General features: G+C 44.6%; 16 protein-coding genes and 1 pseudogene. 6 read left to right on the top strand and 11 right to left on the bottom strand.

Features of this window, described 5'->3' with window-relative positions; all coding sequences use genetic code 11:
- The 5 genes and pseudogenes from ACVBDY_RS13055 to ACVBDY_RS13035 all read right to left on the bottom strand — a co-directional run.
- Positions 1 to 792: pseudogene (locus ACVBDY_RS13055) on the bottom strand (IS3 family transposase); the annotation flags it as partial.
- Positions 793 to 821: 29 nt separating this feature from the next.
- Complete coding sequence (locus ACVBDY_RS13050; RefSeq protein WP_447175909.1) at positions 822 to 1,178, bottom strand: transposase; 357 nt, start codon at positions 1,176 to 1,178, stop codon at positions 822 to 824.
- Between the two features lie 1,656 nt (positions 1,179 to 2,834).
- Positions 2,835 to 3,347: a hydrolase gene (locus ACVBDY_RS13045; protein ID WP_447175908.1), complete on the bottom strand. Its 513-nt coding sequence runs from the start codon at positions 3,345 to 3,347 to the stop codon at positions 2,835 to 2,837.
- Positions 3,348 to 3,434: 87 nt separating this feature from the next.
- Positions 3,435 to 4,286, bottom strand: coding sequence for an alpha/beta hydrolase family protein (locus ACVBDY_RS13040; protein WP_447175907.1), 852 nt, complete (start codon positions 4,284 to 4,286; stop codon positions 3,435 to 3,437).
- Positions 4,287 to 4,368: 82 nt separating this feature from the next.
- Positions 4,369 to 5,136 (bottom strand): MBL fold metallo-hydrolase, encoded by a 768-nt coding sequence (locus tag ACVBDY_RS13035; RefSeq protein ID WP_447175906.1) that lies wholly within the window; start codon positions 5,134 to 5,136, stop codon positions 4,369 to 4,371.
- A gap of 211 nt (positions 5,137 to 5,347) precedes the next feature.
- On the opposite strand from ACVBDY_RS13035, the gene ACVBDY_RS13030 reads away from it, so the two are divergent.
- The 3 genes from ACVBDY_RS13030 to ACVBDY_RS13020 are packed head-to-tail and all read left to right on the top strand — an operon-like array spanning position 5,348 to position 8,898.
- Positions 5,348 to 6,814, top strand: a complete 1,467-nt coding sequence (locus tag ACVBDY_RS13030) for a TonB-dependent receptor (protein WP_447175905.1) — start codon at positions 5,348 to 5,350, stop codon at positions 6,812 to 6,814.
- 21 nt (positions 6,815 to 6,835) lie between these two features.
- Positions 6,836 to 7,849 (top strand): dipeptide epimerase, encoded by a 1,014-nt coding sequence (locus tag ACVBDY_RS13025; RefSeq protein WP_447175904.1) that lies wholly within the window; start codon positions 6,836 to 6,838, stop codon positions 7,847 to 7,849.
- Positions 7,849 to 8,898 carry an aminotransferase class I/II-fold pyridoxal phosphate-dependent enzyme gene (locus ACVBDY_RS13020; protein WP_447175903.1) on the top strand — a complete coding sequence of 350 codons (1,050 nt, stop codon included), beginning with the start codon at positions 7,849 to 7,851 and terminating at the stop codon, positions 8,896 to 8,898. Before ACVBDY_RS13025 ends, ACVBDY_RS13020 begins: the two co-directional genes overlap by 1 nt.
- A gap of 1,004 nt (positions 8,899 to 9,902) precedes the next feature.
- Here ACVBDY_RS13020 and ACVBDY_RS13015 read toward each other — a convergent pair.
- Entirely contained in the window at positions 9,903 to 10,085 is a 183-nt protein-coding gene (locus ACVBDY_RS13015; protein WP_447175902.1) for a hypothetical protein, read from the bottom strand.
- Positions 10,086 to 10,344: 259 nt separating this feature from the next.
- Between ACVBDY_RS13015 and ACVBDY_RS13010 the strand changes: the two genes are divergently transcribed.
- The gene (locus ACVBDY_RS13010) at positions 10,345 to 11,214 is read left to right on the top strand and encodes a 3-keto-disaccharide hydrolase (RefSeq protein ID WP_447175901.1); all 870 of its coding nucleotides are present in this window, start codon (positions 10,345 to 10,347) and stop codon (positions 11,212 to 11,214) included.
- A gap of 97 nt (positions 11,215 to 11,311) precedes the next feature.
- On the opposite strand, the gene trxB is transcribed toward ACVBDY_RS13010, so the two are convergent.
- Both trxB and ACVBDY_RS13000 read right to left on the bottom strand, forming a co-directional pair.
- Positions 11,312 to 12,277 carry a thioredoxin-disulfide reductase gene (gene trxB, locus ACVBDY_RS13005; RefSeq protein WP_447175900.1) on the bottom strand — a complete coding sequence of 322 codons (966 nt, stop codon included), beginning with the start codon at positions 12,275 to 12,277 and terminating at the stop codon, positions 11,312 to 11,314.
- Between the two features lie 142 nt (positions 12,278 to 12,419).
- On the bottom strand, positions 12,420 to 13,478 hold the full coding sequence (locus tag ACVBDY_RS13000; protein ID WP_447175899.1) for a WD40/YVTN/BNR-like repeat-containing protein: 1,059 nt from the start codon (positions 13,476 to 13,478) through the stop codon (positions 12,420 to 12,422).
- A gap of 196 nt (positions 13,479 to 13,674) precedes the next feature.
- Between ACVBDY_RS13000 and ACVBDY_RS12995 the strand changes: the two genes are divergently transcribed.
- Both ACVBDY_RS12995 and ACVBDY_RS12990 read left to right on the top strand, forming a co-directional pair.
- On the top strand, positions 13,675 to 14,607 hold the full coding sequence (locus ACVBDY_RS12995) for a glycerophosphodiester phosphodiesterase family protein (RefSeq protein ID WP_447175898.1): 933 nt from the start codon (positions 13,675 to 13,677) through the stop codon (positions 14,605 to 14,607).
- Between the two features lie 155 nt (positions 14,608 to 14,762).
- Positions 14,763 to 16,682 (top strand): redoxin domain-containing protein, encoded by a 1,920-nt coding sequence (locus tag ACVBDY_RS12990; protein WP_447175897.1) that lies wholly within the window; start codon positions 14,763 to 14,765, stop codon positions 16,680 to 16,682.
- Positions 16,683 to 16,982: 300 nt separating this feature from the next.
- On the opposite strand, the gene rimO is transcribed toward ACVBDY_RS12990, so the two are convergent.
- The 3 genes from rimO to ftsY form a co-directional block, all read right to left on the bottom strand.
- On the bottom strand, positions 16,983 to 18,296 hold the full coding sequence (gene rimO, locus ACVBDY_RS12985) for a 30S ribosomal protein S12 methylthiotransferase RimO (RefSeq protein ID WP_447175896.1): 1,314 nt from the start codon (positions 18,294 to 18,296) through the stop codon (positions 16,983 to 16,985).
- A gap of 103 nt (positions 18,297 to 18,399) precedes the next feature.
- Positions 18,400 to 21,639, bottom strand: coding sequence for a S41 family peptidase (locus tag ACVBDY_RS12980; RefSeq protein WP_447175895.1), 3,240 nt, complete (start codon positions 21,637 to 21,639; stop codon positions 18,400 to 18,402).
- Between the two features lie 395 nt (positions 21,640 to 22,034).
- Positions 22,035 to 22,988: a signal recognition particle-docking protein FtsY gene (gene ftsY / locus ACVBDY_RS12975; RefSeq protein ID WP_447175894.1), complete on the bottom strand. Its 954-nt coding sequence runs from the start codon at positions 22,986 to 22,988 to the stop codon at positions 22,035 to 22,037.
- Between the last annotated feature and the right edge of the window lie 163 nt (positions 22,989 to 23,151).

Genomic DNA, 23,151 nt, shown 5'->3' with positions numbered 1-23,151 from the left:
AAATTCTACAGGTTTCATATTTTTTAGTGAACCATGTGGACGTTGATAATTGTACTTTTCTACGATTTTTTTTATCAATATTCTCCCTTGTTTTAAACTGATATGGGAGTGGTCAAAATCGATATATTCATTTTTTAATATGCCGTTTAAAGATTCTGCATGAGCATTCTCCCAGGCTTTACCGCCCATGCTGGGCTGTACCTGATTTTCTGTATGTAACTCAGCTAATCGCTTATAAACGTATTGGCTGCCTTTATCCGAATGAAAGATGAGTTGTTTCCGTTCGGCTTTAGCAGTCGTGGCCAGAGCTTGCCTATAAGCTACAACTATAGTATCCTCCGCGGTCAGGGTGGCTGACAAACTCCAGCCTTTGATTTTCCTACTGTACACATCCAGGATCAAGGTCAGGTAATAAGGCTTCTTAGCTGATACAGCGATATAGGTAATATCACTCACCCAAAGCTGGTTGATCCCGGTTAGTTGTAAATCAGTGATCCGATTAGGATACCAATGCTTCCCCCCATAAGTGGTACGGTAACGGTTGCGCTTGCGCTTTAACCTAAAGCCATGACTCAGCAATAAGGCCTCGGTCTTGTCCCGACCCATCCCGGTAGGCTTGAGCTCCGCATAGAGCTTCCTACAACCCAGCCGAGGATGGCCCTTACGAAGCTCCCTTGCGGCTTCCAGAACACTATTCCTAACCCGGAGTTGTTCCTGGTGGTCACGCACTTGCTTATAATGCCCCTGTTTGCTTATACCTACCATCTCATATAAAGATTGCATCTTATACCGATGAGCCGACCGATGACAACGAAACCATTCTAAGACAGCCCTTTGTTCTTTTTTTCAATATCCTCCCCCATCCGATCTGAGGCCAACGCCATCAACTTCTCTAAATAATCAATGCGCATTTGCTTTTGACCCAAAGCCCGTTCCAGCTCCTTAATGCGCTCTGCCTGCTCTTTGTGCTTCTTTGATAAACTTTTACTTTCCACTATCATTCGTGTATTACTCACGTAAAGATCGGAATATTTACGTAACCATTTATATACCGCCGTGGTACTTACATCATAAAGCTGGCTAACATCACGAACCCGGAGTTCTCCCTTTTCAATCTGCTTGACTAATTGTAATTTGAGGCCTAAATCAAACACCCTGTGTTCTTGTCCTTTTTTCATTATACATTAAGTTTAAGAAAAAAGGCAACCTATGTTAGGCTTAGTCAGATTGGGCATAGAGCGTAGATGGCTGAGTGTTCCGGCTCCGCCTGAATGTATCGAAGCCACCGGGCACCTAGTCTCCCGATCACCCCAACAATCTCTATCCTCTCATTACCCGGGCTCCTTTACCTCATGTCACATTATCGAATTCTCCCTTTCTCCCATTCTCCCATTCTCCCATTCTCACACTCTCTGCGCATAATGCGTTTGCCCTGATGAGTTCACTATATATCCGTGTATTCGTGGCTAAAATTTACAGAAACCGAATTAACTCCCTGCCGGCCTTAACCTTTACCTGGTCATAAAAAGAATATTTCCAAAACTCCGAACTCATCAACTCAAAACTTAAATGGTTTCGAAAAAACAACCGGTAACAAATCGTTTGAATTTTAAGATGCCTTTACCCTGATCGATTTACTCCCCAATTTTAAGTCCTCGGCTAAAAACATGGTAAACCATCTCATTTAAAGAAAAATCTGCATGTTAAAACATGGAAAATCCCTCTCAGATAAGTAATAATCCTCCTTAGATAAGCTTTCCGGGAAGTGCATATGTATATTTACCTAATGAAACTTTAGTACATGACAAAAATTGTTCTAACCGGGTTTCTCGGAAAATCAGTTTACCCCCAACCCTAAAGGGAGCCTGATTTTCCTCGTCCCGATACTTATCAGGATGCTCCTTTTACGTACTGCATTGATCCCGATAAATATCGGGACAGTCGAAATGGCTGGGGTAACAAATCGAAGAATTATTGAAATGAAATTGCCATAGTTATTAGGTTACTCGATTATTAAGTTATTGGGTAATTGAGTGTTGCCTAAATAACCGAGTAACCTAATAACTGAACAAAGTAAAAGTATATAGAAACTAAAATAACTGCAATAGTCCCGATAATTATGGGGAGCAAGGTTTTAACCTTCAACTTGATAATAAAAATATGCCCCAAATGCGAAGCAATACAAGAAAAATATTTTTGTTCCCGTTAAACCGGATAGCATAAAGCAGCGACAGCCAAAATTCCCGGAACGGAAACCGTAAAAATCTTTTCTCTCCCTTGCCCGTGTTAGAAGCCGTGAGCCTGCCTGCCTCTACTACTTGCCGGAGATTACCATAGCACAGAGATAACGATCTTCGGCCTCACGGCTTCTTTTTTATACAAGCCGAAGATGCAACACCCGGAAATAATAAGTTATACCCGTTAATGGTTTTATTTCTTTCATACTTACCGATATTTCGAATAAGATTTCCTTACGGATCTAAATCAAAACTCCGCGGGGTTTGGAACCGGGAATTTTTAGACGGAAACAGAAGACGGATAACCACCGGAACCCTGTAGTCTGATAATTCCGAATTCCCAGGGTCCCGGAATGCCGCTCAGGGCAAACGCATCATAAAATTATAAATAGTTCAAGGTTATAAGTTTTAAATTGCAGGTTGCAGGTTGCAGGTTGCAGGTTGCAGGTTTGGGCATAGAGCGTAGGTGGCTGAGTGTTCCGGCTCCGCCGGAATGTATCGAAGCCACCGGGCACCTCGTCTCCCGATCCCAATCCCATTCTCCCATTCTCCCCTTCTCACACTCTCTGCGCATAATGCGTTTGCCCGGGAACGCCACTACTCTGTCTTGTAAAGCAGGTGATCTGTCAGGGTAAAATTAATCCCGAGGTCTTTTTTGAATTCATACCGGATAAAGAGCTCTCCCCAGTATTTGCCATCCGAAAAATCAGCTATGATCCACCGGTGATTGAGCACTTTTATCTTATTGATCTTCATGGGGCCGTTCATACCGGCATAGGGAACCAACGGATTATCTCCTTCCGATTCGTTGGTTTCCAAAAGCTTATCGGCAATGTACTGCGACGGGTTTTCCAGTGAAAATTCGTCCAGGGCAGATAACGCCTCCTCATTGTTTTCCAGCGAAAAATACTGAAGGTCCAGTTTGTCCAGAAGAAGCGTCTGTGAAGAATCCCGGATCATTTTTCCGTCTTCCTTCAGTTTTTCTATCTCTGTTTCCAGCTCTTCAATCCTGTTTTCTTTAGATTCCAGCATTTTACCGGAATTCACATAGAGAAACAAAGCCATGAGTATGGCAAACACGAAAAGGTACATAAATATCCTGCTTTTCATCAACTTTAAATTTATCCGGCAGCTAGGGACAAAGCCTGAATTTGCTTTCCTCCACCCCACCGAGGTTGTTTTAACTATTCCTGATTTTTATTTTTCTCCATTTTCTATGTCCCTGAGCAACAGGTTCCAGAAATGACTTTTGTTTTTGCTTTTGAATACTCCGAAGTGACCTATCTTTTCCAACCCGAAATCGGCCGGAATAAGGTGTCGTTTTTCCATCCCGGTATTTGCATATTTCCGGGACAGCCAATGTACGGCTTCTTCAGGAGCAAAACGGTCATCTTCTATACTATACACAAACAGTTTACCCCGGAACTTATGAAAAAACAGCGCTTCTTCTTCGTAATATCCGAAAAGGTAATCGGGGGTGACACACCATTTTCTCCATTCCCTGACCATACCTTCCGGGAGGTCTTCCATAACCCCGAGTTTTTTACCCGGGAAATATCCGAAAATCTTTGTAATTACGGGAAACAAAAAATACCAGTTCAGGAGCATCCGCAACCTTCCGGCACCTTTCCAGAATTTCCAGTAGCCATTCTGGGCGGCTACGAGCAGTATCCGATCGGCCAGGACCGAGGAAGGGGCTAATCCTATCAACTGTCCGCCTATACTGTGCCCTATCAATGTCAGTTTTACTTCCGGGTATTTTTTTCCGGCAAAACGGATAACCTCTTCAATGTCATTCTTTGCCCAGGCCGTGGCCGAAGTGCGAAAGTTTTGCAAAGGTCCTTTCCGGGATGCCCCTATTCCGCCATAATCAAAAGTAAAAGTGGTGTATCCCTTATTACGAAGGAAACCAGCAAATTTATAATAGTACGATTGTTTTACCCCGGTAGCCGGAACAATGACTACAACTCCTTTCGGATGAGCTGCACATGCAAATTCTTTTGCGACAATGGTATATCCCGCCGGGGTGGGAAGTTCCCGTGAATCCATTTCAGGCTCCTGTATTTTATTGTCCTGTTTTTTCAAAGTTGTGAATTCCTCTTATCCCGTTTACCGGGAGATATCCGGGGTATTAAATTTCCACCTCTAAATTATCGTAAGCCAGAAACACGTTCTCCGGCAATGACCTTTCGACCTCTTCGTGGAATCCCAGCAAATGGCTGATATGTGTAAAATAAGCCTTCCCGGGTTGTATTTTTTCGACCATTTTTAAAGCTTCTTCCAAGTTCAGGTGTGACGGATGTGGTTTTATCCGCAAAGCATTAATCACCAAAATCTTTACCCCTTCTACCTTGCGTATCTCTTCTTCAGCTATGGTTTTTACATCGGTCAGGTAAGCAAAGTCGCCAAAGCGATAGCCGAAAACCTGTAACCGGTTGTGCATCACATTAACCGGGACCACCTTCATGTTTCCCAGGGATACGGGGTGGTTGTTTGTCACTTCTAATTCCCTCACCCCCGGGGCGCCGGGATATTTATCTTTACCATTGACAAAAATATACGGAAACCGTTGTCTCAGTTCCCCGAGAACCCTTGTGTGCGCGTAAATGGGTATATCTCCCTGACGGAAGAAAAAAGGGCGGATATCATCGAGCCCCATCGTATGATCGGCATGTTCGTGCGTAAAAAGAATACCGTCTATCCTCGAAACCCCGGCCCGGAGCATCTGTTGCCGGAAATCGGGACCACAGTCCACTACATAACGGTAATCATCCCATTCTACCAATACGGAGACCCGCAGGCGCTTGTCCCTGGGATCACTGCTGAGACAAACCGGATGATCGCTTCCAATAATAGGGACTCCCTGTGAGGTACCTGTGCCTAAAAACGTAATTTTCAAACCGGAAATTTTAGGTTGATTTTTAAATTTTCTACTTGTACTCTATGAATTGCTAAGTTACGTAAAAAACTTCGCCAAAAAATCGATTGCAAAATCCGAAAGCCTGATTTTATCTGACTATCATGCAATTTTTGATCCGGAATTTTATAATTTATTTACCTTGAAACTTAACGAATATTTTTAACTTTGTTCCAAATAAAACGCACACCAGATGACAATTGTTTTAAAGGGCGACAAGCAAATTGAAAATATTCCTTCTACCAAGGCGAAAACACTGAGGATAAATCTGAATGAGGATATTTACGGGACTTTTGCGGAAATAGGTGCGGGCCAGGAAACTGTCCGGAATTTTTTCAGGGCCGGCGGGGCTTCCGGGACCATTGCCAAGGCCATGAGTGCCTATGACAAGGATTTCAGCGATTCGATATATGGCCTGGAAGAAGACGGCAGGTATGTCACCCAATCGCGTTTGAAGAAAATGCTGGATCACGAAACACGACTGGTGGAAGAGCGTATTTCCAGAAAAAAACATCCGAATAAAATTTTCTTCACCTACGCCAATACCGTAGCTACCATAGATTTTACCAAAAAATACAAAGGCCATGGCTGGGTAGGTATCCGGTTCCAGGCAGACCCGAAGGAAAATTACAATGAGATCATCCTTCACATACGATTTCACCAGACAGATCCGCGCCTGCAACAAGAAACCCTCGGTGTTCTCGGAGTTAACCTCATTTACGGTGCTTACTACAAGCACGATAAGCCCAAAAAACTGCTTAAATATCTCTACGACAATATCGAAAAAGACACCCTGGAAATGGATATGATCAATTTTTCGGGGCCGAGATTTGCAAAAGTAGACAACAGGCTGATGAGCCTTCAATTGTTGAAAAACGAAATGACCGAGGCCGTAATGTTCGGACCTGACGGTAACAATATACTCCCCGCCGCCCTGCTTTACAAAAAAAATATACTGGGACTTCGCGGTAGTTACCGCCCGGTGACCAAAGTGAACATGACCATGTACAAAAGGGCATACGAAATGTTTATCAAGGAAAACAAGGTGGACCCTAAAAAAACAGAAGTCATTTTTGAAATAACCTTGTCCAACCTGCGTGCCGAAGGAGAAATTGACGAACAGGACTTTATGGACCGGGCCGAGCTTCTCTGCTCCCTCGGACAAACCGTAATGATCTCCAACTTCCAGGAATATTACAAACTGGTGGAATACTTCTCCCGATACACCAAATACCGTATGGGACTTTCCATGGGTGTGAGTAATCTGGTAGATGTATTTGATGAGAAATACTACCGTCACCTGAGCGGAGGTATCCTGGAAGCTTTCGGTAAATTGTTCTTCAAAGACCTGAGAGTATACCTGTACCCGATGAAAGAACCGAAAACCGGTGAGATCATAACCAGCGATAACCTGAAGGTACATCCCCGAATGAAAGAACTGTACAAGTTCTTTAAATTCAATGGCAAAGTGGTGGATATTACGGACTTTGACCCCAATACGCTCGACATTTATTCGAGAGAAGTACTGAAAATGATAGCCCAAGGCAAGGAAGGCTGGGAAGATATGCTTCCCGAAGGTGTAGCCGACCTCATTAAGGAAAAGCATTTATTCGGTTATGAATCAGAGAAAAATACGGAGGAATACGAGATAAACAACTAAGAAACTGTTTAACATGACATCATGCAAACGGAACTGAAAAAATACCAACTGGAGCTAAAACACACCTTCAGTATCTCCAGGGAGTCACGTGATTTTCAGGATTCGCTTATTGTCTGTTTATCCCTGAATGGAAAAACGGGTTATGGTGAAGCTACATCAAATCCGTACTACAATATTACCATGGATTCCATGACCAATGAGATCCGCACCATAGAAGACCGTATTGCCGGATTTGATCTCACTTCCCCCGAAATCTTTCACGATTTTCTCGTCAGGGAAGGGCTGAGCAATTTTTCCATATGTGCCCTGGACCTGGCAGCTAATGACCTCTACGGCAAGTTGCAAGGCAAGCCCCTGCACGAGATATGGGGATATGGCACGGATAAATACCCTATTACCAATTACACCATCGGTATTGCCACTATTGAAAAAATGGTGGAAAAGATGGAAGAAAAGCCATGGCCTTTATACAAGATAAAGCTGGGGACCAACCACGATGTAGCGATTGTAAAAGCACTTCGCGAGTATACGGACGCTACCTTCCGGGTAGACGCCAACTGCGCATGGACCCCGGAAGAAACTATTGAAAATTCTTATAAGCTTAAAGAATTGGGGGTAGAGTTCATTGAGCAACCCTTAAAAGCGGATAATTGGGAAGGTATGAGGAAAGTGATGGTGGAATCCGCCCTGCCGGTCATTGCCGATGAAAGCTGTATCGTGGAAAACGATGTGGAAAAATGTAAGGACCATTTTCACGGTATTAATATAAAACTTACCAAATGTGGCGGGCTTACACCTGCCCGAAGGATGATACAAAAGGCAAAGTCATTGGGACTGAAAGTCATGGTGGGATGTATGACCGAATCTACGGTAGGTATATCGGCCATTGCACAATTACTCCCGCAACTGGACTATGTAGATATGGACGGGGCCATGCTCTTGAAAAGTGATATAGCGACCGGGGTTATTATCGAAAACAACGGAAAAGTAATCTTCCCGAAAGAACCCGGATCGGGAATAGCCCTCATAGCGTAATGTTTACTACGGACTCCTTTCCGGGCCGACTGGTATTTTCCGAAGGGAAAAGATATCGCTATTTCGGGGGGACCGCATATCTCGGCCTGGCTGCCTTGCCGGATTTCCAGGAAATTTTTATCCGTAATATTCACAAATACGGTACGGGTTATGCGGCATCCCGTAAAGCCAATATCCGTATCTCCATCTATGAAATGGCAGAAGCTGTGATGGCAGACTTAATTGGTAGTGAGGCCGTTCTATCCGTATCTTCGGGCTTTCTGGCCGGGCAACTGGCGCTACAGGCCTTTGAAGGAGATGTGTTTACTTTTTTCAGTACCTCAGATACGCATCCGGCGCTCTCCCACCCACGCGTCATAACATCCGGTTCCGTAGAAAAACTCATTGAGGAAGTCAATGCTTTTATCACATCCAATCCCGATAAAATTGCCGTAGTTTTATGTGATGCTGTCACGCCCGAAAATAATCTTTACGAAAATAACTGGTACGAACAACTACCGGTCTCGCAAACCGTATTTATCGCTGATGATTCCCACGGCCTCGGAGTTATGGGAAACCACGGAGAAGGCATTTATAAAAAACTTCGGAAAATACCGTTTCGGGAACTCGTGGTGTGCGGGTCGGTCAGTAAAGGGTTTGGTATACAGGCCGGAGTGGTCTGCTCTTCCGGGGATGTAATCCGTAAATTATGGGACCACCCGTTTTTTGCAGGCGCCAGCCCTGCTTCGCCCGCGGCAATGGCGACATTTACGGAAGCGCTGCTTTTATACGATATACAACGGAAGAAGTTGCAAAACCATATGGAGATCTTCGATCGCTCTGTTTCCGGGTCAGGTATTAGTTTTAATCGCATCCAGGGACATCCCGCATATGTCCATACACTGGAATCCCTCACCCGGCATTTGCTGGATAGGGGAATTCTGATCACTTCTTTTCATTATCCGGATACCTCCTCTCCCCTGGTACAGCGTATAGTACTTTCGGCTGCACATACGGAAGAGGATATATCCATGCTAGGAAAACATATTCTAAAGTTTTACGGAAACTAAACTACCGGATTGCTAACCCGGGGCAAACGCATTAAAAAAATAATTGCAGCCTGGAACTCCGGTGGCTTCGATACATCCCGAACTATGTTCGGGACACTCAGCCACCTCGCTTTGTGCTCAAACCTGTAACCTGCAACAAAAAATAATCTCTCAAACCCTAAAACTCATCAAACCCGAACTGTAACACTCTTACCGCTTACCAATTACCGCTCCATACTTCCCCAACCCCGATCACCGAAAAGGGAACGATCAGCTAAAACAAGGGGCCCTATAATAAGCTTAGCCTCTTAGTATCCATATCCGTGACAGGATTAAAACAGCATTCAACCCGTTGCTTCCGTTTTAATGCCCGGAAAACGGCCATTAAAGCAATCCCTTTGACGCCGGAAGTAGTTGGTTTAGCGGCTAACCCATTCCCTTTAGCCGCTAAACAGGTTGCTTTTGATGTTATACCCAACTGCTTTGACGGTAAAACGGACTACGTTAACCGCTAACCGGGTTACTTCTGATGTCATACCCAACTACTTTGACGGCAAACCGGGTTACGTCAACCGCTAACCGGGTTGCTTCCGATGTCATACCCAACTACTTTGACGGTAAACCGGGTTACGTCAACCGCTAACCGGGTTGTTTCTGATGTCATACCCAACTGCTTTGACGGTAAACCGGGTTACGTTAACCGCTCAAGGGAATGGGTTTACGGTGCCATGAACCCCTTTAACGGTAAAAGGGAAAGGGAATGAATGCGTAAGCAATTGGGTTAGCGGTTAACCCGGTTGCTTGTGAATGCGTACGCAAATACAAAAGCGGCGAGCTTAATCAAGTCCGCCGCTAACCGGGTTGCTTTAGCGGCTAACCCAACCCGGTCCGGTGTTAACGCAATCCCTTAAATGGGGCTATCCGGGCTTGCCGGGGAATAAAAATCTCAGCAGTTTACACCATCGGAAATGCTTCCGGATCACCCGGGCAAGGACCATAAAGACCATCATCGCTATAGCGATTAACTAGTGCCAGTCGGGGAGTTTTGAAGGGAACTCATCAACTTTAGAGGCTTTTCGGAAAGGAGCTTTATATATTGGCTTATCCCTGACGTACAACAGGCTGCGAAGGCAGAGACATTCAAAGAGTGTGGTCAGAGTTCCGTACAATGTACACGCCATAAGCGTGATCGGAAGTAGTTTTTTCATGTGTTAGTTCAGTTTATTATTCAGGTACAACCCCAAATATAACAATATAACGTTAAATTAACTTAATTATAATATATTCATTTCCTATTTTAACTATTAACAGATATAAAACCTAACACATTGAAAGAAATGATTTTTTTGTGTAAGTTTATCACTTATTTAAAAAAGCTGGAAGTCCGAAATCGGAAGTCCGAAGTGGAATGCTGCAAACAAAACTTCGGCCCTCGGAATCCGGGCTTCGGACCTAAAAAAACAAACCATGAAGCAATTCTTATGCACTTTGTGCTTAGCAGCCCTTACTATTTCCTGCCAGACGAAAAATAAAGAAAAGTCCTCTGCGGAACCCGCCGTTGAGACTGCTGTCCAAAAACCGGAATGGACATCCCTTTTTAACGGTAAGGACCTGGATGACTGGAAAATAAAAATATCCAAACACGAGTTGGGAGATAATTATGCCAATACCTTTCGTGTGGAGGATGGGTTGATGAAAGTCAGTTACGACGGATACGAGGAGTTCGACCGGCAGTACGGGCATATCTTTTACAAAGACCCGTTTTCTGCCTACCTGCTCCGGGTAGAGTATCGTTTTACGGGAGAGCAGGCCCCGGAAGGCGAAGGTTGGGCATGGCGTAACAGTGGAGCCATGCTGCACGGGCAATCACCGGAAAGCATGCTAAAAGACCAGGATTTCCCGATCTCCATAGAAGCCCAGATACTCGGGGGAGACGGTTCTGATCCCAGGCCCACGGGTAACCTTTGTACTCCCGGCACCAATGTGGTTATTGCAGATACGCTTTACACCGATCACTGCCTGAATTCCAGTTCAAAAACATATCACGGTGACCAGTGGGTACGGATGGATATGCTTGTGCTTAGAGATTCCGTTATACACCATATTGTGGAAAAGGATACGGTCCTTACCTACTACAAACCGCAGTTCGGAGCCGGTTCTGTTTCTAATTTTGATCCTGCCATAAAAAAGGACGGGGAACTGATTAAAGAAGGTTATATTTCCCTGCAAAGCGAAAGCCACCCCATAGAGTTCCGCAAAGTAGACCTGCTGGACCTTGAACCTTATATGGACGACCTTAAAAAACTAAAGGAAGTATTAGAAGAAGTAGGAAATTAGAAGTGTTGAAGTTGGTTAGAAGTATGAAGCCCGGAGCACGAAGTCGAAAAAATTAAGTTATTTTGAACTTCGTGCTCCGGGCTTCCGGCTTCGAGCTTTACACTACTTCTTCCGGAGATTTTACGGCTGCGAGATACCTTTCGGCATCCAGGGCCGCCATACATCCGGTACCGGCAGCAGTTACAGCTTGTCTGTATTCTTTATCCTGAACATCCCCGCTGGCAAAAACACCGGGTTTGCTTGTTTTTGTAGATTTACCATAGGTAATGATATAACCTGTTTCGTCCATTTCCAGCTGTCCTTTAAAGATATCCGTATTCGGTTTATGACCGATGGCTATAAACAAGCCTGTAACTTTAATATCTTCTTTTTCACCGGTCTGGTTATTTACCATACGAATTCCTTCCACTACCTGGTCCCCGAGTACTTCCTCTATTTCGGTAAAGTATCTTACTTCGAGATTAGGGGTATTCTCTACCCTGTGCTGCATAGCTTTCGAAGCTCTCATCTCTCCTTTTCGCACCAACATGGTTACTTTGCTACAGATATTGGCCAGGTACGTAGCTTCTTCCGCCGCGGTATCTCCGCCACCTACAATGGCTACATCCTGTCCTTTGTAAAAAAATCCGTCACAAACCGCACATGCGGAAACCCCGCCTCCGCGTAAACGCTGCTCACTGGGCAATCCGAGGTATCGGGCCGATGCTCCCGTAGATATAATTACGGACTCGGCTTCCAGTTGTTTGGAATTATCGATAGTCACTTTATGAATTCCTCCTCTTTCACTGCTGAATTCCACAGCGGTCGCCATTCCTATCCTTACTTCGGTACCGAAACGCTCCGCCTGCTTTTGCAGTTGCAGCATCATGGTAGGTCCGTCTACACCTTCCGGGTATCCCGGGAAATTATCAACTTCTGTAGTGGTTGTGAGTTGTCCTCCGGGCTCTAATCCGGTATACAATACGGGTTTAAGATCGGCACGGGCCGCATAAATAGCCGCAGTATAGCCGGCAGGACCGGATCCTATGATAAGGCATTTAATTCTTTCTACTGTATCTGACATGGTTAACTCCTTTGTTTTTATTGCTTAACAAAATTAGAATAATTAATAGGAACTGGATATAAAAAGTTATCAAAAGTTATTATGGGACCATTGTCCGCAGCTATGCGGCAAAACTTTGTATCGAAGAATGGTTTTCATTCGGTCAATCGATCTTTCGCTGTATTAAAACAAGTTTGGCTATTCTTCCTTTCCCTGCGGCATAGGCCACGGAATCGTTCAAAAAGCGTATGGTATAGAACCCTTCCGTCGATATGGATTTCCAGGTATTCCCGCCATCACGGGAAAAGGAGATGCCTTCGAAACCTGCTGCCACTACTTCCTTGCCGTTCCTCCCCGGTATGTACTGCACGCAGGAACGGTATCCGGGAGTTTTTTTACTGGCCACGAGCTTCCAGCTTTTCCCTCCATCCGTGGTTATCGCTTTATTGGCCGTATTATAGTCGGGCCTGGTGTAATCGCCACCCATGGCAATCCCCGTATTTTTGTCCCGGAAATCTACGGAATACATACCCAGGGTAGGTTCTCCCTGTACCACGGGAACATTGTACACTTCCCAGCTATTCCCTTTATCGGGCGAATAAAATACCCTGCTCCGTAATCCTCCTGAGACGATCCAGGTCCTGTTCCCTACGATATCTATATTGGTATTGCTTGCAGCAAATGCAGCCTCACCTTCGGCAACCAAAGGCAATCTGTCACAGGGTATCTTTGACCAGGAATTTCCCCCGTTCCGCGTTACCAAAACAGAAAGACAGCCACTTTCCGTAGGGTCACCGATAGCAATGCCTTCTTTTTCGTTCCAGAACTTCATGGCATCATAAAACGCCTTTTCATGGGTTTCGCGGTACACCAGTTCGGTTTTTCCCTTTTCCTCTACTTTATAGAGCAATGCCGGACTGCCAATGCTCAGTACAAACACATCATTATCATTGGAAGCTATGGCACGAAAATGCGGCGCCAGGGTATCATAGGATACGGAATCTATAACAGGGTGTCCCTTATAATCAAAATACCCGAATCTCCCGCGATCGTCTGCAAACCAAAGGGTTTTCCCGGATACGATCTCAATGGCACGCACACTCATGGAATCTTCCAGCATCGGCGTTACGGAAACCCCGGTTATATCCCGGTCTTCAAATCTTTTGGAAGACGTACAGGAAACGGATATCACAAAGGGTAATATAAATAACAGTTTGTTCATCAGGATAGTTATTATGAAAATCTCATCGGATTCTGTTACAAAGATAGATATCTTTCACAAAGGTTGGTGGCACTAAGCTCTTACCCGGATGTGATTTGCTTATTACAAAATTTACCCTAAGTTAACACAAATAAGTCCCCTGCTTCCTTATTTTGCACAATTATTGAATATTAACCGTAAAATCTCCCCGAATAACATGCTTTACCGGACTATCGGGATGGCGCTGCCCTTCCTGTTATTAACACAGATTTCCATAGCACAAGATTCCCTAAACGTGCTGAAGATAGAAAGTACGGATGCCCTAAAAGACTATTTTCACCACACCGGTAATGACCTCCCTCTTGTTAGTGCGCATCGCGGAGGGGCTTCTGCGGGTTACCCGGAAAACTGTATCGCTACTTTTGAACATACACTCCGAAACACTCCGGCTACTTTTGAGATAGATCCCAGGCTCACCAAAGACAGCATTATCGTATTACACCACGATGCTACCCTGGAACGCACCACCGACGGCACGGGTAAGCTTTCGGACCATACCTGGGAAGAAGTTAAAAAACTAAGATTAAAAGACCCCGAAGGAAACCTCACCGAATATGGTATCCCTACCCTGAAGGAAGCGATTTTGTGGAGTAAGGGAAAAACCGTACTTATCCTGGATAAAAAAGACGTCCCTCCCGAAATGACCGCTTCACTGATCAAAGAACTGAAAGCAGAATCGCACGTCATGGTTACGGTACACAATGCAGCACAGGCCCTTTTCTATTACCGGGACAATCCGGAAATAGTCATGGAAGCCTTTGTGAAAACAAAAAAGGCCTTGAAAGAATACGAGGAAGCCGGCATTCCGTGGGAACACATCATGGCTTACGTTGGCCTCGAAGAAACCGCGGAAGCAAAGGAAATATGCGAACGGCTACATGAACGCGGAGCCATGTGCATGATATCTACCGCACCGGTTTACGATAAAATGGACAGAGAAAAAAGGACCGGTGCATACAGGTCTATTATAGAAAACGGGACGGATATCATCGAAGCGGACAGGGCTGTCGAAGTGGGAAGATTGCTCAAAAAAATGTCTCCGGAAAGCAGTTCCAAGAAAAAATATTTTGCTATAAAATCGCAGGAATAATCATTACACGGCTATAATCACCGGAATTAAGTACAATTGGCATTTCTGCCCGGAGCCGGATTTTGTTAAAAAAAAGATGTTTTGTGTCCGGATAAGACAGTTTTTTTAACTTATCGTCGTATATTAATATCCGTTAACCAGAAAACACTTTACTTATGAAAACAATACCATGCTTTTTCACTGCAATGATGGCCTTGTTCATTATTTCCTGTAAAAACGATAAGGCGGAGGAGAATCCGGGAAAAACCCTGGGACCGCTTCATGTTTCCAGTGAAAAGCCAAGTCCGGGGGATTCCCTGAACATCACATATACCACCGAAAAAAAGAGTCCCAAAGCCTATTACTATTATGCCGTTCACGACAATTTCTATCCTGTGGATATCCCCATAAAGAATGTTTCCGGAACATGGGAAGGGACTATGGCTATCCCCGACTCCGCTACGGCCATCACCTTTGCCTTTAAAACAGACGGCGAATTTGACGATAACAACCACCAGGGTTTTGTGTTTCCTCTTTATACGGAGGAAGGAGAATTGCTCAAAGGCACCCAGGCCAGTATGGCTTCCTATTACGAAAGTTATTACGCAAAATCGCACGGTGTTGAAATGGAAAAAGATTCGTCGATCGCCCTGTTCAAACAGGAATTTGCCAAAAATCCGGATGTAGTGGATACCTGGGACAATACCTATCCCGGGATATTGTATAAGGCAGACAAAACAGAGGGAAAAAAATGGATCGAGGAACGTATAGCAGCTTACGAAGCCAATGAAAAGCTTACCGATAAGGACTATAATACCCTGGTAGCCCTGCATAATGTCATGGGCAATGATTCCGTAGCGGAAGCCCTGACAGAAAAAGCCATAGCCGATTATCCCAAAGGAATACTGGCCAAAAACAAACTCTCCAGGGCATTTTACAAAGAGAAGGATATCGCAAAAAAAGAAGCGTTATTCGAGGAGTATACAGATTCCTTTAATGATACGAATGGAAAAAATTTCATGCTTTATATGCTGGCCAAGGAATATGGGGATCGGGGCGATTATGAAACCTTTACCACATATGCCGACCAAATATCCGACCAAAGCAGGGATAAAACAGCATTGTACAATAGCATAGCCTGGGAACTCGCCGAAGAGGGAAAAGACCTCGATTTTGCTGCCGGGGTATCCAAAAGATCCCTGGACATCATTGAATCGCTCCGGCAGGACCCGAAAGACAAACCTGATTACCAGTCCGAAAGCCAGTACAAAGAAAACCTGGATGGCAGTTATAATATGTTCGCAGACACTTATGCGCTTATCCTTTTTAAACAAGGGCAGGTAAAAGAAGCGGTGAAATACCAGGAAGAGGCTATAGGAGAAGGAAAATCCCCTGAAGTCAACGAGCGGTACATCCAGTTTCTCCTGGCCGATAACAATTATAGTGCAGTACAGGAAAAAGCCGGGGAATTTATCCGTGAAGGCGTTTCCACGGAAAAAATGAAGGAATACCTGAAATCGGCCTATTCGGAGAACAAAGGTTCGGATGAAGGATTTGACACCTACCTCTCCGGTCTCGAAAAAGTCGCCCGTGCTAAAATACTGGAAGAAACAAAGGAAAACATGCTCGATGAGGAAGCTCCCGCTTTTTCCCTGAAAAACCTGGATGGCGAAGATGTTGCCCTGAGTTCTATGAAAGGAAAGGTCGTTATCCTGGATTTCTGGGCTACCTGGTGCGGTCCCTGCAAAAGCTCTTTCCCCGGAATGCAAAAAGCGGTTACCAAATACAAAGACAACCCGGACGTAGAATTTCTGTTTATCGATACCTGGGAAGGAGATAAACCTGAAGTCCGCTTAAAAAAAGTGAAGGATTTTATAGATCAAAACCAGTATACTTTCCATGTATTACTGGATACTCCTGTGTCTGAAGGCAGCAGGGAATTTGACATTGTAGATAAATACGGTGTGGAAGGCATCCCCACCAAGATCATTATAGGACCGGAAGGCCGGATCAATTTCAGGTCGGTAGGTTATAGCGGCAACAACGAAAAATTAGTGGAAGAACTGGACATTATGATAGAATTGTTGCAATCATAATACCATACCAAAAAGGCAAAAATCCCAAATTCTGCGATATGTTTCCGGAATTTGGGATTTGACATTTATTATCCGGTTCAGGGTAAGACCCTACTCCTGTGGATATCTATTGCAGCTGCTTTAGCTTCTATGAGCTTTTACCTAGTGAGGTTATTAAGTTAATAGGTTACTTAGTTATTGAGTTTATGGGCATTGCCTAAATAACTCAATAGCTTAATACCTAATAACTAAAATACAATTTTCCCGCCGGACGGGCAGGATTGCCACTTTCTAACCTCCGGACTTGCAGTCCGGAGTGGGTTAGTTTAATTTTGATACCGGTTCGCCATACAGGTCAAAATCGGAAGCATCTATGATATTGATTTCTGTAAATTCCCCGATCCTTACATAGTGTTGTGTAGCGTCGATCAGTACTTCGTTATCCACATCGGGAGAATCGGACTCGGTACGGCCAACAAAATAATTACCTTCTTTCCGGTCTATGATACAACGATATGTTCGTCCGACTTTTTTCTGATTGAGCTCCCAGGATATTTGCGACTGGATTTCCATGATCTCGGCAGCCCGTTGCTGTTTTACCTCTTCCGGAACATCATCTTCCAGGGTGTAGGCATGCGTATTTTCTTCATGAGAATAGGTAAAACATCCCAACCTTTCAAACTGCATTTCTTTTACCCAGTCTTTCAGTACCCGGAAGTCTTCTTCAGTTTCTCCCGGATAGCCTACTATTAATGTAGTACGGATAGCCATTTCCGGTACTGCTTTCCGGAAATCCCGGAGCAGTCCGGTAGTCTTTTCTTTTGTAGTGCCCCTTCGCATCGATTTCAATATAGGATCGGCGATGTGCTGAAGCGGAATATCTATGTAATTACATACTTTAGGTTCTTCCTTCATCACTTCCAGGACATCCATCGGGAAACCCGTCGGGAACGCGTAATGCAAACGTATCCACTCTATGCCTTCTACCTTCACCAATTCGCGAAGCAGTTCGGCCAGATTTCTCTTTTTATAAAGGTCCAGACCATAATAGGTAAGGTCCTGGGCGATAAGTATAAGTTCTTTTACTCCTTTCTCGGCAAGTTTTCCGGCTTCCTTAACCAGATCTTCTATAGGTGTACTGCGGTGTTTTCCCCGCATTAATGGAATAGCACAGAACGAACAGGGGCGGTCACAACCTTCGGCTATTTTGAGGTAGGCATAATTTTTAGGTGTTGTGGTAAGCCGTTCCCCTACAAGTTCATGCCTGTAATCAGCTCCAAGAGCTTTTAAAAGCACCGGCAGATCGGATGTTCCGAAGTATTGGTCCACATCGGGGATTTCTTTTTCCAGGTCCGGTTTATAACGTTCGCTGAGGCATCCCGTAACAAAAACCTTATCTACGGCCCCCTCTTCTTTCTTCTGAACGTATTCGAGTATGGTGTTAACACTTTCTTCCTTGGCATTATTTATAAAGCCACAGGTATTGATCACCACTATATTACCTTCTTCTTCGTGAACAACATCCTTACCGCTGGCCTTTAACTGCCCCATCAAAACTTCACTGTCGTAAACGTTTTTGGAACATCCCAGGGTAATTACATTTATTTTATTCTTTTTCAGAGACTTGGTCCTCATCGCATTGCCGTATTAGGAGTGCAAAAGTAAGGAAGATGCGCGACATATTTACGGTATCGGGGAAAATTAAAAAGCCCGGTGGGTAATGCCGGGCTTTCCTTGTCTATTTTATTTCTTTCAGCAATTCTTTGACCGCCGCTTCCAATTGCGGGTCCTTACCACTGAGAAAATCATTATAGGGTAACGGTACCAGGATATCCGGTTCCAGTTCCAGGTTTTCCGTAGGTCTGGCTTCTTTGCCTATTGTAGCCACCATAGGTATACCAAATATTATAGAGGGATCAATCTGGCGTTCCCACCATACGGCAGTTCCCGTTCCCGCTACCGGCATACCTACCAGCTTGCCAATACCATTCTGTTTATATATATAAGGAAAGATAAATGCATCACTGTAATTTCCTTCGCTCATTACCACTACACTCGGCTTGGTCCATCGCGACATTGGTTCGCCGCCTTTTACAACGTGTCCCTGCGGAGCGAATTTCAGGTATTCTTCACCACTGAGAAAAGTATTAAGGTCGTCGTGTAACCAACCTCCACCGTTAAAACGGGTATCCACGACCAGGGCTTTCTTATCCAGGTTTTTTCCGAGCACATTTTCATATACATCACGGAAACTGCCATCGTTCATTCCCTGTATATGTACATAACCGAGTTTTCCGCCACTCAGGGAATCCACCATTTTTTCCATGGTCTTTACCCATCTGCGGTACATAAGTCCGTTTTCTTTACCAAGGGAAACAGGTTTTATCGATTCTTCAAAAGTCTTACCGCCTCTCTTAACGGTGAGCAGTACATTTTTATCCTGAATGTTCAGCAAGTACTTATTCCAGTTTTCCCCGGAACCGATCTCCTTATTGTTGATCTTAACCAGGATATCTCCGGCCTTTATCTCACTGCGGGCGGTATTCAGTGGTCCACCGGAAATCACTTCGGATATCCGGATGCCTTCACCGGTATAACTCTCGTCAAACAGAAGTCCCAGGGAAGCGGTATGGTCTCCTTTAGAGGTATTGGCATAAAACCTTCCCCCGGTGTGGGACGCGTTCAGTTCTCCTAAAAACTCACTCAGTAATTCCTGAAAGTCATAATTGTTATTAATGTGCGGCAGTAATTTCGCATATTCGGCGTGGTACATCTGCCAGTCGATACCGTGAATATCCGGATCGTAAAACTTTTTCTTTACCTGTCGCCACATATGGTCGAACATATAGCTGCGTTCGGCAGCGGCATTTACAGCCATATCGGCGTCTATACTTATGTTTTCCACTTTTCCGCTTTCGGCATCTACCTTGACCAGTTTGCCCTTATTACTCAGGTACAGTGTTTTTCCGTCTTCGCTGATCTCAATACCGCTGGGACTTCCTCCCATTTTGGCCAGCACCTTGGTTTCGCGGGTTCGCGGTTCGGTCACCCAAAGGTCATATCCTTTTTCAAAAGCGGCCAGGTAGTAAACCTTATCAGCTTCCTTGTTCAACACGTAATCACTGATACTGGAGCTGTTTATGGTAAGCTTCACCTTTCGGTTATCCAGATTATTAAGATCGAAGACCAGGGTTTTCTCTTCTTCTTCTTTTTTATCCTTGTCCTTTTTCTTTGATTTTTTATCTTCTTTCTCCTCTTTTTCCTTCTTCTCTTCCTCTTCTTTTTCTTTTAAGAGTTCGAATTCTTCTTTACTCAGGGCATAACGATCATAGGCTTCCTGGTCGAAGAAAACAGTATAAATATCCGACTCCCTGCTTCCCTGGTAAGCGAGTGATTTTCTACCTTCACGGCTACTCATGTAGGTCATCATTTTTCCTTCGAGGGCCCATTTGGGTGATTCTTCCCCGAAACCTCCGTTTACCGGATGGAATATATCGCCGGTACCATCTGCTTTTATCAATGCCGTATTGCGACGTACAAAATGCCCCTTACTATCATCTACCAGCAGCCACTTGCTATCGGGACTCCATTGAAAAGACCAGTCCCCGTCGCTATAGGAAAAATTTCGTCCTTCGGGCAGTACGGTCACTTTTTTCCCCGTGTCCACATCGAGCACTTTCAGGATATTCCGCTCTTCTACAAATGCTATCTTCTTTCCGTCGGGAGCATATTGCGGCTGGAACTCTTCGGTATCCGTAGCTACCACGGCTTCTGTTTTCAATACGGTGGAAGCATAAAAATATTTTTCATCCGGTCTGCGGAGCGTTATTTTATATATATTCCAGCTACCGTCCCGCTCTCCGGAGAAAAGCAATGTCTTTCCGTCGGGAGACCAGTTGATCATCCGTTCCTGTTCGGGGGTATTCGTTACCCTTTTAGTCCTGGAATCATCCGTTCCGGTGACAAATACTTCACCACGGTTTACAAAAGCTATTTCTTTTCCGTTGGGGCTCACGGCAAATTCCGTCACACTGCTGATGTCCATATTTTCAACAACCTGAAAAGCCGCGTCATCCATCACCTTTATATCGATTTTTGCAGGCGCTTCTCCCGGTTTAACCACATAAATATCTCCTTTCCAGGTGAAAGACATGGTATTGTCGTCCGCAATACTCAGATGGCGCACCGGAAAACCGGCAAAGGTAGTGAGTTGCTTTTCGGTATTGTCCGACAGCGATATTTGGTAGAGGTTTTGGGTACCGTCTTTTTCGTTAAGGTAATACACCACATTATTATCCGCACCGAAAACAGGGTTCCGGTCCTCTCCTTTAAAGGTACTGAGTTTTTTATAGGTATCGGCAGCCGGATCAAACAGCCATATGTCCCTGGTCACGGATGACGTGTGATGCTTCCTCAAGGGATCTTCATATCCTTTTCTGTCTTCAAAGACGATTTTGGTGCCATCGCTGTTATACCGGGCTTCACTCATACCTGCTGCAGTGACCAGTACAGGTCTTCCCCCTTTTACAGGAACGGTATAAAGGTTATTAAAAAGGCGGGGCATAGGGAAGCGCACACTTTGGGAAGGAGCATTTCTGCCACTACCGAAAAGCACGGAACTGCCATCGGGGGTAAAGTCGTACGGCACATCATCTGCACTGTTATAGGTAAGCCTTACAGGAGTACCTCCTGTCGCGGGCATGGAATAAACATCAAAATTCCCGTAACGGTTGCTTGCAAAAGCTATGGTTTTTCCGTCATGGCTCCATACAGGCCTCATATCATAAGCCTCGCCAACAGTAATGGGGACCGCAATACCTCCTTCGGCCTCTATACGGTAAAGATTGCCCATATAACCGAAAACTATGGTCTTTCCATCCGGTGAAATGGAAGGATAGCGTAACCAACGGGCATTTTCCTGGGCGAACAACGAGCCTGTCAGGAGACAGATCATTATTGCCAAACTGAATTTTTTCATGAAAATCGGAGATTAAATTAGTTTAAAAAAGTGTTAATGCATCTAATAAAGACGCAGTTTACTACATTTTGTTACACATATAATACCTCGTTAACATTTTTTAACAAACGAATAAAGTATTGTAACCTGACTATGTGAAGTATACCTGTTCTAGTTTAAGGAATATATGTTCTTTCCCTGAGAAGGAAAAAATGTTATCAGAAAGTAGACGGATAAAAATTGTTCTAACCGGCTTTCCCGGAAAATCAGTTACCCTTCCCGATATTCATCGGGATCTCCCTTTAGGGTTGGGGTAAAATCCCGAAAGCTTTCGGGAGAGGAAAATCCCGCGGAATTGAATTTTGTCGTGTACAAAGACCAAAAAGACGAAGTATATTTTTTACCCGGAAACGGGTTTACTTAAAGAAGGAATCCACAAATTCATATTTGTTGAACACCTGGAGGTCTTCAATTCTTTCACCTACGCCAATGTATTTTACGGGTATGCGGAACTGATCGGAGATCCCGATCACCACACCTCCTTTGGCGGTTCCGTCCAGTTTGGTCACGGCAAGCGAGGTAACTTCGGTTGCTTTGGTAAATTCTTTGGCCTGTTCAAAGGCATTCTGCCCGGTAGATCCGTCAAGTACCAGCAGAACGTCATGGGGGGCGTCGCCTATAACCTTTTGCATCACCCTTTTCACTTTAGATAATTCGTTCATCAGGTTAACTTTATTGTGCAGCCGCCCGGCGGTATCTATGATTACCACATCGGCATCCTGGGTCACGGCAGATTTCAAGCTGTCAAAGGCTACCGAAGCGGGGTCACTTCCCATGTTCTGCCTTACGATCGGCACATCAACCCGGTCCGCCCATACCTGTAACTGGTCTATAGCTGCTGCCCGGAATGTATCGGCAGCTCCCAATACCACTTTTTTTCCCTGCTTTTTAAACTGATAAGCCAGCTTACCGATAGTGGTGGTTTTCCCCACACCATTTACTCCTACCACCATTATTACATAAGGCTTTTTATCCCGGGGAACAGTAAATTCGGTAGCTTCCCCGGTATTGGTTTCAGACAGTAATCCGGCTATTTCCTCCCGTAGTATTTGGTTAAGCTCCTCCGTACCCAGGTATTTATCCCTGGAAACACGGTCTTCTATACGTTCTATGATCTTCAGGGTAGTATTTACACCAACATCGCTGCTTACCAGTACTTCTTCGAGATTATCCAGTACCTCGTCATCTACTTTTGACTTCCCGGCTACTGCTTTACTCAACTTGCCGAAAAAGCTTGTTTTGGTCTTCTCCAGCCCTTTATCCAGGGTCTCTTTTTTTTCTGAAGAGAATATTTTCTTAAATAAATTCATGAATCGGGTTATTGGGTTGTTGAGTTACGGGTCATCACAGTTACGGATCGGTAGATTGACGGATTATTGAAGATAATTCCGGGACATAGCATTCCGGTATTCCCACAATCCGGATAACGAAATAACCTTAATGACCTTTTACACCCCTCAAAGATATAAAAAC

Source organism: Sinomicrobium halophytocola (genome assembly GCF_052983395.1).
Note: the sequence above shows the minus strand (reverse complement) of the source record. Positions and strands in the feature narration are given on the sequence as shown.